We start from the raw sequence: 14,920 nt of genomic DNA, 5'->3' as shown, positions 1-14,920 counted from the left end.
TTTGGCGGGCAGACCCCAACGACATCATCGCCGCAAGAAATCGAGGGTTCCAAATGTTGGATTCAATCCACTAGGTTCAGTCATCGCGCCTGCAACAACAAGGACGGGGCCAAAACCGGCCCGGTCTTTTTGATCATCGTCACGCTTCCGCTACGTCCAATGGCAGGCTTAGACGAAGAGATCGTCGTCGTAGCCATAGACCACACTGGAACTGTTGAACGCGAAGTAGTCGACCTTTTCAGCGGCGTGGATAACCTCGGCATCCGCGCTTGTGTCTTCCTGGACTTGCACGCTCAGAGACGACCCGCTGAGGCCAAGCCCACGCGCCCAGCCCGGATCGTTCCCGAAGTAGGTGGACACGCTGCCTACGACGTCGGTAACAGAGCCATCCAGTGCAATCGTCCCGGTGGTATGGTCGATCCCCGATGCATGCGCTGCAGTCCATTCGAAGGTGTCGATGGAACCGCTACCCGCTTCGATGGCGATCCAGCCCAACGTTTCAGTGGCATGGCTGCCCATATTGGTGGCCTGCTCTTCCTGCATCGTCACATCAAATCCTGTGAGCGATGCATTGTTCTGACGCATCGTGACAAATTCGCTGCCATACTTCGTCTGAACCTGGCTGAGAACAACCGGTGCGTCGTCAAATGACCTGCCACGGGATTTTCCCTCCATTTGGGACCAGAGTCCGCCCCAACATGAGGACGAACAATGAAGTGAACGAGATATAGCGAAGAACAGATCATCATCACCACAAACCTCAGCTTCTCGGAATGGGCACAGGTCTTTGGTGACGCAAAGATGACCACCGCGCTGCTCGATCGCCTCACACACTGTTGCCACACCCTCGAAACCGGCAACGATAGCTACCGCTTCAAAGCCAGTTCTGAGGCTGCAAAGAAAACAAGGAAGGAGACCAAAATATTGACCGCGTCATAGACCGCGACGCATAACTGAAGGTGGGTCAAATCTTGGTGAAAATACCGGGTCAGTTCTCAGTGACAATCAACAACGATCTGGGGCGCACATCACGGCACAATGCCGCGTCAGCTTGGGCAGCCATGCCCGTCATAGGATGACGGAAGAGTGAAAGGACCTCGGTCTGAGCGCCGGACGCCACCGCGTTCGCCGCTTGCTGCGCAAGACTGACATACGCGTTGAAGGGTCGAAGAAAGACAGCGGGACAACTGATAGCAACCACACGTCCAATTGTGCGCGAACCTGCTGAACCCGCATTGTCATGCAGATCAAGGCACGCCGCACCGGGCTGAAAAAGCCCGGACAGTTTTGATCGGAACATGCCCTGAACGAGCACCTGGAGCAGCACGAAAACGGGACGGGTTGAATACCGGCTTACAGGTATTTCGTGTCGCCTTGCCTGAAAAAACTCTCGAAAACGTCCTGAGCCGCAACCAGACGCCATCAACGATCCCTGTCGCAATGGCTCTTAAGTCATCACAATCAAAACATTTTCATTTTTCAAGGGAGTGTCGATGGCGGACCGAGGAGGATTCGAACCCCCGACCCCTTGATTCGTAGTCAAGTACTCTATCCAGCTGAGCTATCGGTCCGTGAGGGCGGTAACTAACTTCACCTCCGGGGCATTGCAAGGGGCAAAAACAGTTTTTTCACAAACTCTTTCGCCGCCCCGAACACCTCCCTATTGTGCGGTGCAAGGCGCAGAATGCCGTGAAAGAAAAGGGGGCTCATGCGCCTACCAGTGCTGTTCGTACTTGCCACGGTGATGATCGACGCGATGGGGATCGGGTTGATCATGCCGGTGATGCCAGACCTGATCCAGGAGGTCACGGACGGCACGCTGGGCAGCGCGGCCCTTTGGGGGGGCGTGCTGGCGACGTCCTTTGCCGTGATGCAGTTCCTGTTCGGCCCGGCTGTCGGCGCGCTCAGCGACCGGTTCGGGCGGCGGCCGGTCTTGTTGGTGTCGATGGCGGTGATGGCGGCCGATTATCTGGTGATGGCGGTGGCGGGGACGATGTGGCTGTTGCTGGTCGCGCGCATCATCGGCGGCATCGCCGGGGCCACGCAATCGACCGCCAGCGCCTTCATGGCCGACATTTCCGCCCCCGGCAAAAAGGCCCAGAATTTCGGGCTGGTCGGCGCGGCCTTTGGGCTGGGCTTTGTAGCCGGACCACTGATCGGCGGGCTTCTGGGTGAACTGGGAACCCGCGCGCCCTTCCTGGCCGCGGCGGGCCTGTCGGCGCTGAACTTCGTGCTGGGCCTGATCGTCCTGCCCGAAACCGTGACCGACGCCACGCGACGCCCGTTCGACCCGCGGCGCGCCCACCCGTTCGGGGCGTTCCGCGCGCTGGCGCGCCTTCCGGGGGTGCGCAAGGGGCTGTTGGTGTTCTTCATCTGCCAGGTCGCGGTGCAGGTCTACCCGGCGGTCTGGGCCTTCTACGGCAAGGCGCGGTTCGACTGGAACGCAGGGACCATCGGCCTGACGCTGGGCCTTTTCGGCCTCACCATGGCACTTGTGCAGGGGCTGTTGATCCGGGTGATCCTGCGGGTCTTGGGCGAACGCGGCACGGTGATCTATGGGCTGGCGCTGAACATCGCGACCTTCCTCTTGATCGCCTTCGTGCCCAATGGCACCTGGGCGCTGGTGCTGACCCCGGTGGCGGCGCTTGGAGGGGTGATCAACCCGGCGCTTCAGGGGCAGTTGTCGGCCCGCGTGGGCGACGACAGCCAGGGCGCGCTGCAAGGGTTGCTGACCTCGGCCGGAGCGCTGTCGATGATCCTGTCGCCGCTGCTGATGACCGGCAGTTTCGCGCTTGGCACCGATCCGCGGCTGGGCCTGAACCTGCCCGCAGCCCCGTTCTTGCTGGCTGCGGTGCTGACGGTGTTGGCGCTGGCGGCCTTCGTTCTGCCCCGCCGCCATTCCGTTGCGTAAAACCGACACCACGCGCCGCATTCCCGCTTGCGCGCGGCCCCGCCACGCGGCCAGTCTGGCGCCAAAAGGGAGGGACGGAACATGGCACAGGTCAAGGCGGCGGTCTGCACCGAATTCGGCAAACCGCTGGTGATCGAGGAACTTACCCTGCGCGCGCCGATGGCGGGCGAGGTCGAGGTCACATTGGAAGCGGTGGCGATCTGCCATTCCGATATCTCTTTTGCCGAAGGCATCTGGGGCGGGACACTGCCCGCGGTCTACGGGCACGAAGCCTCGGGCCGTGTCACTGCCGTCGGCGCGGGCGTCACCGGGATCAAGGAAGGCGCACGCGTTGTCGTCACCTTGATCCGTTCCTGCGGCGCCTGCCCCACCTGCCAGTCCGGCAAACCCGTGCTGTGCCAGACCCCGGACGGCCACCCGCCGAAGCTGACCCGCGCCGACGGCACACCGGTCGAGGCCGCGATGGCCTGCGGTGCCTTTGCCGAAAGGGTGGTCGTGGATGAAAGCCAGGTTGTTGTCATGCCCGAAGACATCCCCGCCGATTGCGTGGCGCTTCTGGCTTGTGGCGTCATTACCGGCGTCGGTGCCGTGGTCAATGCGGGCCACCTGCGCGCGGGCGAAGACGTGGTGGTGATCGGCGCGGGCGGCGTTGGCCTGAATGCCATCCAGGGTGCCCGGATCGCCGGGGCCCGCCGCATTGTGGCCGTCGACATGAACCCCGAAAAGCTTGAAATGGCGCGCGATTTTGGCGCGACCGATGGCATTCTGGCCACCGAAAAGGCCCCCTGGAAAGCCGCCTTCGATGCCATGGGCGGGAAAGGCGCCGACGTGGTCGCCGTGACCGTCGGCGCGCTGCCCGCCTATGACAGCGCCCCGCGCTACCTGGGCTGGGGCGGGCGCATGGTGATGGTTGGCATGCCCCATTCCGGCGGCATGGCGCAATATGAACCGGTGGTCGTGGCCTATACCGGGCAAGGCATGGTCGGGTCCAAGATGGGCGACGTGGTGATCAGCCGCGACATCCCCTGGATGGCCGACCTTTATCGCCAGGGCCGCCTGAAGCTGGACGAACTGATCTCGGGCCGCTGGACATTCGAGCAGATCAACGACGCCATCGCCGATACCAACACCGGCAGTGCCAAAAGGAACGTGATCCTGTTCTGATCCTTGCCCCCGGGTTTGGTTTTTCCACAGCCCTCAGGGGGCACCATCGGGGCAGCGCCCCCACCGGATCAAAGCGCAAACCGCCCTCCGGAACAGCAGCCGAAAGGTCCACCGCCCATGCAGCTCAAAGACCTCGACATCATCGTGACCGCGCCCCCGGCCCCCGGCTGGGGCGGGCGCTACTGGATCCTCGTCAAACTGACCACCGCCTGCGGGATCACCGGCTGGGGGGAATGCTATGCCTCGTCGGTCGGCCCCGCCGCCATGCGAGCGGTCATCGCCGACGTGTTCGAACGGCATTTCCATGGCCAATCCCCGGAAAACATCGAACTGCTGTTCCGCAAAACGTATTCCTCGGGCTTCACCCAGCGCCCGGACCTGACCGTCATGGGGGCGTTTTCCGGTCTGGAAATCGCCTGTTGGGATATCCTGGGCAAGGCACGAAACCGGCCGGTCTGGGCGCTTCTGGGCGGCAAGTTGCGTGACCGCATCCGCGTCTATACCTACCTTTATCCCCTGCCCCACCACGATCTGAACCAGTTCTGGTTCTCCGCCGACCAGGCGGCAGAGGTCGCGCTGGATTGCGTCAACCGCGGCTACACGGCGGTAAAATTCGACCCGGCGGGGCCCTACACGATCTACGGCGGCCACCAGCCCGCGATGACCGACATCGCGCAATCGGTCGCATTCTGCAAAACCATCCGGGACGCGGTGGGCGACCGCGCCGATCTTCTGTTCGGCACCCATGGCCAGTTCACCACCGTGGGCGCCATCCGGCTGGGTCAGGCGATGGAACCCTATGCGCCGCTGTGGTTCGAAGAACCCATCCCCCCCGACAACCTGCTGGAATTCGCCGAGGTCGCGCGCCAGGTCCGCATTCCCGTCGCCACCGGCGAACGGCTGACCACCAAGGCCGAATTCGCCACGCTGTTGCGGACCGGCGGCGCGAAGATCCTGCAACCGGCGCTGGGGCGCGCGGGCGGCATCTGGGAGATGAAGAAAGTGTCCGCCATGGCCGAGGCGTTCAACGCTGAAATGGCCCCCCACCTCTATGCCGGACCAGTGGAATGGGCCGCGAACATCCACCTTGCCGCGTCGATCCCGAACCTGCTGATCGCCGAAACCATCGAAACCAAGTTCCACGCCGATCTGATCCGCAATGCCATCACGGTCGAGGACGGCTATATCACCGTGCCCGACACGCCCGGCCTTGGGATCGAGATCGACGAGGACCTGGCCCGTGCGCATCCGTTCTCGGGATCCGGGTTGCACCTGCAAATGCAAGACGCCCCCTGCGACTATCACGGCGGCAACGCCTTCCTTGGAGGCGCTCCGCCAACAAGCGACACTTGATCGCATGTGACGCTCGGCATATGTTTTTCGGTAATCGCAGGAAGGATTTGATCAGTGGACAGCCCCGCGCCCTATGCACCGCCACCGCAGGAAATGGCCGACAGTGCCAAATCGGCGGCGTCTTACCTCAAGACCCTGGCGCATGAAGGACGATTGATGATCCTCTGCCATCTCGGCTCGGGCGAGAAATCCGTGGGCGAACTGGAAGAGCTTTTGGGCATCCGTCAAGCCGCCGTCAGCCAGATGCTGGCCCGCCTGCGCGAAGAGGGGCTGGTCGAAACCCGGCGCGATGGCAAGGTGATCTATTACAGCCTGTCGAACGATGACACCACCCGCGTGATCGGCCTGCTTTACGAAATGTTCTGCGCCAACCAGGGCTGCTGACAACCGAACTCCGGGCGGGCCACACCGGATCCGGGAGCGCGAACGACGCGCAGGCCCGCCATTTCCCGCGCCAAACGCCCCCTGCCCCCTTGGCAATCCGCGTCGGCAGCGACACTCTGCGCGAAACCCCCGGCAGGAGGCACGCCATGGCACCCGATCCCCGTTACACCGGTCCCGACCTTTGCGCGATGAGCGCGCGGGCCGTGGTCGATCTGCTCAGGTCCCGGCAGGTGTCCCCGGCAGAGCTGGTCGAGGCCAGCCTGACCCGGCTGTCACAGGTCGAACCGGCGGTGAACGCCACCCCCACAATCTGCGCCGACCGCGCCCGCGAGGCCGCCAGGGCGGACCATTCGGCCACCCTGCTGGCGGGCCTGCCCATTGGCATCAAGGATCTCACCCCGGTCGCCGGGGTCCGAACCACCTTTGGCACCCGCGCGATGGCCGATTTCGTGCCCAAGGCATCCGACCCGCTGGTCACCCGGCTGGAGGATCGCGGCGGCATCGTGATGGGCAAGACCAACACGCCGGAAATGGGCGCGGGCGGCAACACGTTCAACGATGTCTTCGGCCCCACCCGCAACCCGTGGAACACCGCGCTGAACGCGGGCGGGTCCTCCGGCGGGGCGGCGGCCTCGCTCGCGACGGGCGAAGTCTGGCTCAGCCATGGCTCGGACTATGGCGGCAGCCTGCGCACGCCCGCGAACTATTGCGGCATCGTCGGCATGCGCCCCTCGCCCGGCGTGGCGGGCGGCGGCTCTGCCAGCATGGGCTTCGAACGCGAAGGCAGCGACGGACCGATGGCGCGCGACGTGCTGGATTGCGCACTGTTTCTTGACGCGATGGCCGGCTTCGACCCGCGCTGGCCGATTTCCTGGCCCGCGCCGCAGCTGCCCTATGCCACCACCGCCGCACAGGATGCGGGTGGCTTCCGCATCGGCTATGCCCCCGACCTTGGCGGCTTTGCCGTCGTCACGCCCGAGATCGACGGCATCCTGCGCGCGGCCCTTGTACGGATCGAGGCGGGAAACCGTACGGTCGACGAAACCTGCCCGGACCTGACCGGGTTGAACGAAACCTTCCGCGCCTTGCGCGCGCTGGCGCAGATCGGCGTGCCCGGATCGCTGCCCGACAGCGTCCAGCAGCACTACAAGGACACGTTGCGCATCAACATCGAAACCGCGCGGAACCTGTCCTTCTCCGACTATGTCACCGCCCAGAAAACCCGCAGCGCGCTTTATGACCGGATGCTAGGGTACTTTGCAACGCACGAAGTTCTGGCCTGCCCGGTCAACGGGGTGCGCCCCCTGCCGGTCGAGGTCGAATACCCGATTGAGGTCAACGGCCAGCCCATGGGCGACTACCTCGACTGGCTGCGCTTCAGCTTCCTCGCCACCACGCTGGGACTGCCCGCGATCTCGCTGCCCGTGGGCTTCAGCGAGGACGGATTGCCCGTCGGCCTTCAGCTGATCGGCCAACCGCGGGGCGAGGCGCGGTTGCTGCAGATCGCCCATGCGATCGAACAGGAACTGAACCTGACGCTGGGCCCGATCGACCCGCGCAAGGGCTGACACTGAAACCGCCCCGGGCACTGCCCGGGGCCACCTGTTGCCACGATCGAACCCGCCGCCGATCCTTGCCCGCGATCAGGCCGCGACATCCCAAGGCCGGGTAAAGGCGCCCAGCACCTCGCCCACCTTGGCCTCGGCATCGCCGTTCAGCGCCACCTGCGCCACCAGCCCGCGCTTCTTGTCATCGATGACCGACACCACCCGCGCCGCCGCGCCGCCCTTTTCCAGCGCGCCGTTGTAAACGCGCGTGATCGCATGTTTGCGCAGGTCGGGCTTGAACACCTTGCCGACGGCGGTTTTCGGCAGTTCGTCAAGGATGGTCATATGCTTGGGATGCGCCGCGCGCTCGTGCACATGCACCTTGCAATGCTCCAGCAATTCGTCCTCGGTCACGGACGCACCGCCGACCAGTTCGACAAAGGCACAGGGCAGTTCGCCCGAATGCGCGTCGGGCTGGCCGATGGCACCGGCAAAGGCCACGGCCGGATGTGCCAGCAGCGCCTCTTCGATCTCGGCCGGGTCGATATTGTGGCCGCCGCGAATGATCAGGTCCTTGGCGCGGCCGGTGATCCACAGATAGCCATCCGCGTCGATCCGGCCCAGGTCGCCGGTGCGCAGGTGGGTGCCGTAATAGAACAGGTCCTTGTTCTTCTCGGCCTCGGTATAGGTGTTGCCGTCATGCACGCCGGGGTTCGACACGCAGATCTCGCCGATCTCGTCGGTGGCGCATTCCACCACCTCGCCATGGGCCTGCTTGATGATCCGGATATCGGTGTAAGGAAAGGCGATCCCGACCGAGCCCACCTTCTTCAGCCCGTCCACCGGGTTGACCGACACCAGGCAGGTCGCCTCGGTCAGGCCATAGCCTTCGCAGATCGTGACACCGCAGGCCGCCTCGAACCGTTTGAACAGTTCCAGCGGCAGCGGGGCAGAGCCGGAAAAGGCGGTCTTGACCGAAGACAGGTCGGCATCCACCGGACGCTGCATCAGCGCCGAAATCGCCGTGGGCACGGTGATGATGAAACTGATCTTCCAGCGTTCGCACAGCTTCCAGAAATTGTCGAACACCCCTTCGCCACGATAGCCCTGCGGGGTCGGGAACACCACGTGCGCGCCGGAACAGACCGCCGCCATCAGGATGACGTGGCAGGCAAAGACGTGGAACAGCGGCAGCGGACAGATGACGTTGTCCTGCTCGGAAAACAGCAGCGTGTCGCCCAGCCAGCCGTTGTAGATCATCCCGGAATACAGGTGCTGCGCCACTTTCGGCATCCCCGTCGTGCCACCGGTGTGGAAATAGGCGGCGACCCGGTCACCCTTGCTGTCCTCGAAGGTCAGCGTGCGCGGCTGTTTCGCCAGTTCCTTGGTAAAACTCTTCAGGTTGGCATGGTGGTTGTCGGGGTTCTTCGGCCGGATCAGCGGCACGATCCAGGATTTCGGCGGCGTCAGATAGCGGTTCAGATCGACTTCCAGCACGGTATGAACATGTGGCGCGTGGCGCACCGCCTCGGCCATCTTCTGCGCCACGTCGGTCTTGGGAAACGCCTTCAGCGTCACCACAACCTTGGCATCGGTTTCGCGCAGGATGGCACCGATCTGTTCAGGCTCCAGCAGCGGGTTGATCGGGTTGACGATGCCGGCAATCGCTCCGCCCAGCAACGTGACGATGGTTTCGGTGCAGTTCGGCAGCACATAGGCGATGACATCGTTTTCCCCGATCCCCAGCGACCGGAACAGGTTCGCCGCCTGGATCGACTGTTCCAGCAACTGCCGCCAGGTCAGCGTTTCGGCCTTGGCGTCGGGCGCGGAAAACAACTGATAGCTGACCGCCGGCCTGTCGCCATGCGCCGCGGCGGTCTTGGCCAATTGGCCAAACAGCGTGGCCGGGATATCCCGTGCCTCCCAGGGCTGTTCGTTCTGAATCGCGTCGCGATCCGCGACAGAGGCAAAAGTCATGGTCATCCTCCCAGGCCCACGTTTTCGGGGCGCATTTATTTGTCATATATCTAGGGATGGAATGCGCCACCGTGCAAGGGAAACGGACGCAACGGCAGCCACGACGGAACGCAACGTCCCTTTCATCTTTCGAAAAATACTCCGGGGAGCGCGAGGGGCAGCGCCCCTCGCATCGCGGCGCCCCGGTCACGGGGCGCAAGACCGGCCCGAACCGGGTTACTCCGCAGCAAGCCCGTCGGTGAACTGCAACCGCGCCAACCGGGCATAGAGCCCACCTTCGGCGACCAGCGCATCGTGCGGGCCCTGGGCCACGATCCGGCCCTCGTCCATGACGACGATCCGGTCGGCCTTTTTCACCGTGGCGAGCCTGTGCGCCACAATGATCGTGGTCCGGCCCTCGGCCAGGGTATCAACGGCGCTTTGCACCAGCCGCTCGCTTTCGGCATCCAGCGCCGAGGTCGCCTCGTCCAGCAGCAGCACCGGCGCATCGCGCAGGATGGCGCGGGCGATGGCGATGCGCTGTTTCTGGCCACCCGACAACATCACGCCGCGTTCGCCGACATAGGTGTCATAGCCGTCCGGCAACGCCGCGATGAAGTCATGCGCGGCGGCGGCGCGGGCGGCGGCCTCGATCTCGGCCTCGGTCGCCTCGGGGCGGCCGAACCGGATATTGTCCCGGGCCGAGGCGGCAAAGATCACCGGATCCTGCGGCACCAGCGCGATATGCTTGCGAAACGCCGCGCGTTCCAGATCGCTCAACGCCACGCCGTCCAGCATCACCCGACCCGCGTCCGGGTCATAGAAGCGCTGGATCAGCTGGATGATGGTGCTCTTGCCCGCCCCCGAGGGGCCGACCAGCGCCACGGTCTCGCCCGGCGCAATGGTCAGGGTGACGCCGTCCAGCGCGATGTGACCGGGCCGGGCGGGATAGGTGAAACGCACGTTTTCAAACCCGATCTCGCCCCGCACCGGCGCGGACAGCACCTTGGGCCTGGCCGGGTCCTTGACGCTGTCGGTGGACTGCAACAGCTCGATCAGCCGTTCGGTCGCCCCGGCCGCGCGCTGCAATTCGCCGAAAATCTCGGACAGGGCCCCCACCGCCCCGGCGACCATGACCGAATAGATCACGAACTGCACCAGCGCGCCCGCGCTCATGTCCCCCGCGCGCACGTCGCGCGCGCCGATCCACAGCACGCCGACAACACCGGTAAACACAAACAGGATCACGATGGCGGTCATCACCGCGCGGGTCCAGATCCGGCGGCGGGCGGAGTCAAAGCTCAGCTCCGTCACCCGGCTGAACTCGCCGCGGGTCAGGTCCTCGTGGGTAAAGGCCTGTACCGTCTGAACCGAGGACAGCGCCTCGGACGCGCTGCCGGACGAGGCTGCGATCCAGTCCTGGTTTTCGCGGCTCAGCACCCGCAGACGGCGGCCCAGCGTCAGGATCGGGATCACCACGGCAGGCACGATCAACAGCACCAGCCCGGTCAGCTTGGCCGACGTCAGCAACATCAGCACCATCCCGCCGGCAAAGATCAGCACGTTGCGCAGCGCGATGGAAATCGAAGAGCCGATCACCGACAGGATCAGCGTGGTGTCGGTGGTGATGCGGCTCAGCACCTCGCCCGTCATCAGCTTTTCGAAGAACGCCGGGCTCATCCCGATCACGCGATCGAACACCGCCTTGCGGATGTCGGCCACCACCCGTTCCCCCAGCCGCGTGACCAGCGCATAACGCAGTGCCGTGCCAATCGCCAGAAGCGCCACGATCCCCAGGGCGGCGGTAAAATACCGATCCAGCAGGGTGGCGTCGGTGCCATTGAAATTGTCCACCACCCGGCGCACCGCCATCGGCAGCACCAACGACACGCAGGCCGTCAGGATCAACGCCAGCGTCGCCGCGGCCAAAAGCGCGCGATAGGGTTTCAGAAACGGCCAAAGCTCTGCAAGGGCCCCGATGCGGCGAGACTTCTCGCGTTCGGACAGTTCGGGGTTGGTGTTGCTGTTATGGGCCATGGCCTCTCCTGTTCGCGCGCCCCATGCCCGCGCGGGGGTGTTTTGGCGGCGTGAACCCCAGAGGTCAAGCACCCCGTTGCCGCGCCCCGGTCAGGCTTTGGGCCGGCCGCCCTGGCAAACACCCTGCCCGGCATCTGTCACGGATGGCCACAGCACGCCGTCCAGCGCGCGGGGCGCTCGGGACAGCGCCGATCAAGCCATTGTTTTCACGACAGTTCTGAACGGGGATTTCTTGGAGCGGGTAGCGGGAATCGAACCCGCACCTTAAGCTTGGAAGGCTCTTATGATACCATTTCACCATACCCGCCAAGAAGTGTTGTTTCCCTAGTTCAGCCGTTCGCCAAGGTCAATACCGCCATCGTGAACAGCGAACACTTCGGGTCAGAAAATAACTGCAAACCCGTAGCCGGTCGTCAATCTTTGTTTTCGATTGCCTTCATCTGTACCTCAACTTCCGCGTGAACGGGGACCGCGCCAAAGACGCCTTTGGCGACCATTGCGACAACAAGGTACGTTGTTTTCGCGCTCTCGGGGCCTCGGCCAATCTCTCTCTGTCGCAGCCTTCCCTCTCCCGACACACCGCGTGGCAGGCCGAAAAGGCTGTGACACGGCTACTGGCGGGTCACAGGCCCGCCCGCCGCCGCGCATCTGCCGCCATCGCCTTGGCGATGATGCCCTGCTGGATCTGCGTTGTTCCTTCGTAAATGCGAAACAGCCGCGCGTCCCGATACAACTGTTCGGCGCGGTATTCCCGGATATATCCCGCCCCACCATGCACCTGCACATTTCGATCCGCCACGCGCCCCACCATTTCCGAAGCATACATCTTGGCGCAGGATGCCAGTACCGCGATGTTCTCGCCCGCGTCCCGCCGGCGCGCCGCATCTTCGACCATCGTCCGCCCGGCATAGGCTTCTGCCCGGCTGTCGGCAAACATCACCTGCAACATCTGGAAATCGGCAATCGGCTTGCCGAACTGTTTCCGCGTGACGGCATAGTCCATCATGTCGTCGATGATCCGCTCTGCCAGCCCGACACAGGTGGCCGCGATATTCAGGCGCCCCTTGTCCAGCACCTTCATCGCCGTCTTGAACCCCACCCCTTCGACCCCGCCGATCAATGCCGAGGCAGGCACGCGACAGTCCTCAAAGATCACGTCGCAGACATGGGCGCCTTGCTGCCCCATTTTCTTTTCCGGCTTTCCGGTCGACAGACCGGGCGTTCCCGCGTCGACGATGAAAGCAGAGACACCGCGGGCGCCCGGCTGGCTTTGATCGGTGCGGGCCATCACGGTGAACACCCCCGCAATCGGGCCATTGGTGATGTAGCGTTTGGTCCCATTCAGGATATAGCTGTCGCCATCCCGCACAGCGGTCGTACGCACAGACCCCGCATCAGACCCGGCGTCTGGCTCGGTCAGCGCAAAAGAGCCGATCAGGTCGCCCGCCGCAAGCCGCGGCAGGTAGGCTGCCTTTTGCTCTGGGGTGCCGTCGAAAACGATGCCCTGCGATCCGATGCCCACATTGGTCGCGAAAATCGACCGGAACGCGGGCGCCGCCCGGCCGATCTCGAAGATCATCGCGACCTCGTCCGACATGTTCAGGCCCAGGCCGCCGTACTCTTCGGGAATCGTCAGCCCGAACAGACCCAATGCGCGCATGTCCTCGATGATATCGGGCGGAATCGCATCTGCTTCGGCCACCGCGGCTTCTGCCGGGATCAGCCGTTCGTCCACGAAGCGACGAATGGTTGCAACAAGGTGTTCGCGGGTCTCTCGATCAAGCGACATGATGCCCCCCCTCCTCTGGCCCAGAAGCTCAACAGTATCTCATGCATACGGCAATGCGCAGCTTCAAGACGCGAAAGTCCGGTCCTGGTTACAAGTTTCTGCTGTCTCGGGGCACAGGCCCTGCGAAGGCCGCCTGTTCAAACCATCGCGGCGCAGGCCACAGCCCCATACAGCGCAGCCAACCGCGCGACGCACGGTTGCCGCGCGGCCCCCGCACAGGGTTGCCAGCATCAACGGCATCATCGTCGCGCACGCGATCATGTCGGAGGTAACAGGCAGACCAGGGCTCGCGGGGATGCAAACCGGCGGAAGATCCGCCAGACTGCCCGCATGAGCCATCCCCTTGCCGAAGCAGCCGCACACCTGCTGCGCGACACCGTGATTTCGTCCACACCGCTGCATGGCGGCGACTTGTCAGAGGTGGTGTCCGTGACGCTGGCCGCGCACGGCACCGTCGTGGCGAAATCCGGCCCCGCCCCCGCAACCGAAGGCCGGATGCTTCGGGCCATCGCCGCGACAGGCGCCCCGGCCCCGGCGGTGCTGGCGATGAATGACCGTGTGCTGGTGATCGAAGCCTTGCCGGAACACGCCGGCCTCGGGGCAGCGGGCTGGGCACACCTCGGACGCAGCCTGCGGCAGTTGCACGCCAGCACCGGACCGCACTATGGCTGGCCAGAGGACTATGCCTTTGGGCCGGTTCCCATCCCGAACCCGACGTCAAGCAATTGGCCTGATTTCTGGCGCAGCGCGCGGCTCTACCCGCTGGCGCAGGCCCTGCCAGCCCGGTCCAGCAACCGGCTGCTGTCCCTGCCGCTGGACGATTTTCTGCCCGCCTCGCCACCTGCCAGCCTGCTGCATGGCGACATGTGGACCGGCAACCTGCTGGCCAACGGGGATCGCATCAGCGCGTTGATCGACCCGGCGTGCTATTGGGGGCATGGCGAGGTCGACCTCGCCATGCTGTGCTTGTTCGGCAACCCGCCACAATGCTTCTGGGACGCCTATGGTCCGCTGTCCGACGGCTGGCCCCTGCGGCGGGCGATCTATCAACTCTGGCCCGCATTGGTGCACCTGCACCTGTTCGGGCGCGGCTACCTTGGGCTGGTTGAGGCGCAGCTTGACGCCATCCCTTAGGGACGGACGTAGGCGTAACCCTGTTCCTGTAGTTCGATCAGACGCACCACGCCCGACGGGGTTACCATTGCCTCGGACAACAGCGTGACCGGAGCGCCGGTTTTCTTTTCAATCCCCTTGATGGTATTGCCGCAGGCGGCAAAGGTCAGGTTCTCGATTTCCAGGCTCATGGCAGCAACCCGGTCTGCGACCGGGCTTTTGCCCTCCATCAGCATATGCAGCCCGGGACCATAGGTTACCACTTCGACAACCACGTCATCGCCTTGCGATTTGTAATAGTTGGTCAGGTTCTGCACGTTGTTCAGCGCCATGTTCATGGTCTGCGGATCGTTCTGGTTGACGTGCACCGCAACGTGGTGGGTTTGACCTTCGGCATAAGCAGAGGTCGCCAGCGCCATGGCGGCGACGGTAATAAGGTGTTTCATGTGTGTTTCCTCTCCCGTGGAATGGGGCGAGGTTAGCAAAGATTTTTCGTTTGAGAAGCCCAGCTTAGAAATGTGTGCGGAATTGGCACATTTGCGGGCGCAGCAATTCTGGATGCGATCCGCCCCCGCCCCGTCACCCGGCGACTAGTGGATTGAATCCAACATTTGGAACCCTCGATTTCTTGCGGCGATGATGTCGTTGGGGTCTGCCCGCCAAACG

Annotated in this window: 12 protein-coding genes, 2 tRNA genes and 1 pseudogene; 7 read left to right on the top strand and 8 right to left on the bottom strand. The window is 64.0% G+C overall.

What is annotated here, in order from left to right; translation table 11 throughout:
- Nucleotides 1–168: 168 nt before the first annotated feature.
- Complete coding sequence (locus VK792_RS18470; protein WP_326299346.1) at nucleotides 169–675, bottom strand: hypothetical protein; 507 nt, start codon at nucleotides 673–675, stop codon at nucleotides 169–171.
- Nucleotides 676–726: 51 nt separating this feature from the next.
- Between VK792_RS18470 and VK792_RS18465 the strand changes: the two are divergent.
- Nucleotides 727–939: pseudogene (locus VK792_RS18465) on the top strand (ATP-binding protein); the annotation flags it as partial.
- A 49-nt stretch (nucleotides 940–988) separates the two neighbouring features.
- Here the strand turns inward: VK792_RS18465 and VK792_RS18460 are convergent.
- Together VK792_RS18460 and VK792_RS18455 are read right to left on the bottom strand one after the other, a co-directional pair.
- Nucleotides 989–1,327, bottom strand: a complete 339-nt coding sequence (locus tag VK792_RS18460) for a hypothetical protein (protein ID WP_326299345.1) — start codon at nucleotides 1,325–1,327, stop codon at nucleotides 989–991.
- Between the two features lie 167 nt (nucleotides 1,328–1,494).
- Nucleotides 1,495–1,571, bottom strand: a tRNA-Arg gene (locus VK792_RS18455).
- Between the two features lie 137 nt (nucleotides 1,572–1,708).
- Here VK792_RS18455 and VK792_RS18450 point away from each other — a divergent pair.
- The 5 genes from VK792_RS18450 (at nucleotide 1,709) to VK792_RS18430 (ending at nucleotide 7,380) form a co-directional block, all read left to right on the top strand.
- Entirely contained in the window at nucleotides 1,709–2,911 is a 1,203-nt protein-coding gene (locus VK792_RS18450) for a TCR/Tet family MFS transporter (protein WP_326299344.1), read from the top strand.
- Between the two features lie 81 nt (nucleotides 2,912–2,992).
- On the top strand, nucleotides 2,993–4,075 hold the full coding sequence (locus VK792_RS18445; protein ID WP_326299343.1) for a zinc-binding dehydrogenase: 1,083 nt from the start codon (nucleotides 2,993–2,995) through the stop codon (nucleotides 4,073–4,075).
- 117 nt (nucleotides 4,076–4,192) lie between these two features.
- Nucleotides 4,193–5,428 carry a mandelate racemase/muconate lactonizing enzyme family protein gene (locus tag VK792_RS18440; RefSeq protein ID WP_326299342.1) on the top strand — a complete coding sequence of 412 codons (1,236 nt, stop codon included), beginning with the start codon at nucleotides 4,193–4,195 and terminating at the stop codon, nucleotides 5,426–5,428.
- Nucleotides 5,429–5,521: 93 nt separating this feature from the next.
- Nucleotides 5,522–5,812, top strand: coding sequence for an ArsR/SmtB family transcription factor (locus VK792_RS18435; RefSeq protein ID WP_326299347.1), 291 nt, complete (start codon nucleotides 5,522–5,524; stop codon nucleotides 5,810–5,812).
- 146 nt (nucleotides 5,813–5,958) lie between these two features.
- Nucleotides 5,959–7,380, top strand: coding sequence for an amidase (locus VK792_RS18430; RefSeq protein WP_326299341.1), 1,422 nt, complete (start codon nucleotides 5,959–5,961; stop codon nucleotides 7,378–7,380).
- A 75-nt stretch (nucleotides 7,381–7,455) separates the two neighbouring features.
- Here VK792_RS18430 and VK792_RS18425 read toward each other — a convergent pair whose 3' ends face one another.
- The 4 genes from VK792_RS18425 to VK792_RS18410 all read right to left on the bottom strand — a co-directional run bounded on the left by VK792_RS18425 (nucleotide 7,456) and on the right by VK792_RS18410 (nucleotide 13,141).
- Entirely contained in the window at nucleotides 7,456–9,336 is a 1,881-nt protein-coding gene (locus VK792_RS18425; protein ID WP_326299340.1) for an acyl-CoA synthetase, read from the bottom strand.
- A gap of 216 nt (nucleotides 9,337–9,552) precedes the next feature.
- The gene (locus tag VK792_RS18420; protein ID WP_326299339.1) at nucleotides 9,553–11,352 is read right to left on the bottom strand and encodes an ABC transporter transmembrane domain-containing protein; all 1,800 of its coding nucleotides are present in this window, start codon (nucleotides 11,350–11,352) and stop codon (nucleotides 9,553–9,555) included.
- Nucleotides 11,353–11,585: 233 nt separating this feature from the next.
- Nucleotides 11,586–11,659 (bottom strand) — tRNA-Gly (locus VK792_RS18415).
- A 315-nt stretch (nucleotides 11,660–11,974) separates the two neighbouring features.
- A complete protein-coding gene (locus tag VK792_RS18410; protein ID WP_326299338.1) occupies nucleotides 11,975–13,141 on the bottom strand; it encodes an acyl-CoA dehydrogenase family protein in 1,167 nt (388 codons plus the stop codon).
- 330 nt (nucleotides 13,142–13,471) lie between these two features.
- On the opposite strand from VK792_RS18410, the gene VK792_RS18405 reads away from it, so the two are divergent.
- The gene (locus VK792_RS18405) at nucleotides 13,472–14,275 is read left to right on the top strand and encodes a fructosamine kinase family protein (RefSeq protein WP_326299337.1); all 804 of its coding nucleotides are present in this window, start codon (nucleotides 13,472–13,474) and stop codon (nucleotides 14,273–14,275) included.
- On the opposite strand, the gene VK792_RS18400 is transcribed toward VK792_RS18405, so the two are convergent.
- Nucleotides 14,272–14,700, bottom strand: coding sequence for a DsrE family protein (locus VK792_RS18400; RefSeq protein WP_326299336.1), 429 nt, complete (start codon nucleotides 14,698–14,700; stop codon nucleotides 14,272–14,274). The genes VK792_RS18405 and VK792_RS18400 overlap by 4 nt on opposite strands.
- Nucleotides 14,701–14,920 lie beyond the last annotated feature (220 nt).

It is taken from the genome of Mesobacterium hydrothermale (assembly GCF_035818635.1).
GTDB classification, from domain to species: Bacteria; Pseudomonadota; Alphaproteobacteria; order Rhodobacterales; family Rhodobacteraceae; genus Mesobacterium_A; species Mesobacterium_A hydrothermale.
Note: the sequence above shows the minus strand (reverse complement) of the source record. Positions and strands in the feature narration are given on the sequence as shown.

Coding starts and splice junctions, on each gene's coding strand:
- VK792_RS18470 (WP_326299346.1), bottom strand. CDS start 675: ATGGAGGGAAAATCCCGTGGCAGGTCATTTGACGACGCACCGGTTGTT.
- VK792_RS18450 (WP_326299344.1), top strand. CDS start 1,709: ATGCGCCTACCAGTGCTGTTCGTACTTGCCACGGTGATGATCGACGCG.
- VK792_RS18445 (WP_326299343.1), top strand. CDS start 2,993: ATGGCACAGGTCAAGGCGGCGGTCTGCACCGAATTCGGCAAACCGCTG.
- VK792_RS18440 (WP_326299342.1), top strand. CDS start 4,193: ATGCAGCTCAAAGACCTCGACATCATCGTGACCGCGCCCCCGGCCCCC.
- VK792_RS18435 (WP_326299347.1), top strand. CDS start 5,522: ATGGCCGACAGTGCCAAATCGGCGGCGTCTTACCTCAAGACCCTGGCG.
- VK792_RS18430 (WP_326299341.1), top strand. CDS start 5,959: ATGGCACCCGATCCCCGTTACACCGGTCCCGACCTTTGCGCGATGAGC.
- VK792_RS18425 (WP_326299340.1), bottom strand. CDS start 9,336: ATGACTTTTGCCTCTGTCGCGGATCGCGACGCGATTCAGAACGAACAG.
- VK792_RS18420 (WP_326299339.1), bottom strand. CDS start 11,352: ATGGCCCATAACAGCAACACCAACCCCGAACTGTCCGAACGCGAGAAG.
- VK792_RS18410 (WP_326299338.1), bottom strand. CDS start 13,141: ATGTCGCTTGATCGAGAGACCCGCGAACACCTTGTTGCAACCATTCGT.
- VK792_RS18405 (WP_326299337.1), top strand. CDS start 13,472: ATGAGCCATCCCCTTGCCGAAGCAGCCGCACACCTGCTGCGCGACACC.
- VK792_RS18400 (WP_326299336.1), bottom strand. CDS start 14,700: ATGAAACACCTTATTACCGTCGCCGCCATGGCGCTGGCGACCTCTGCT.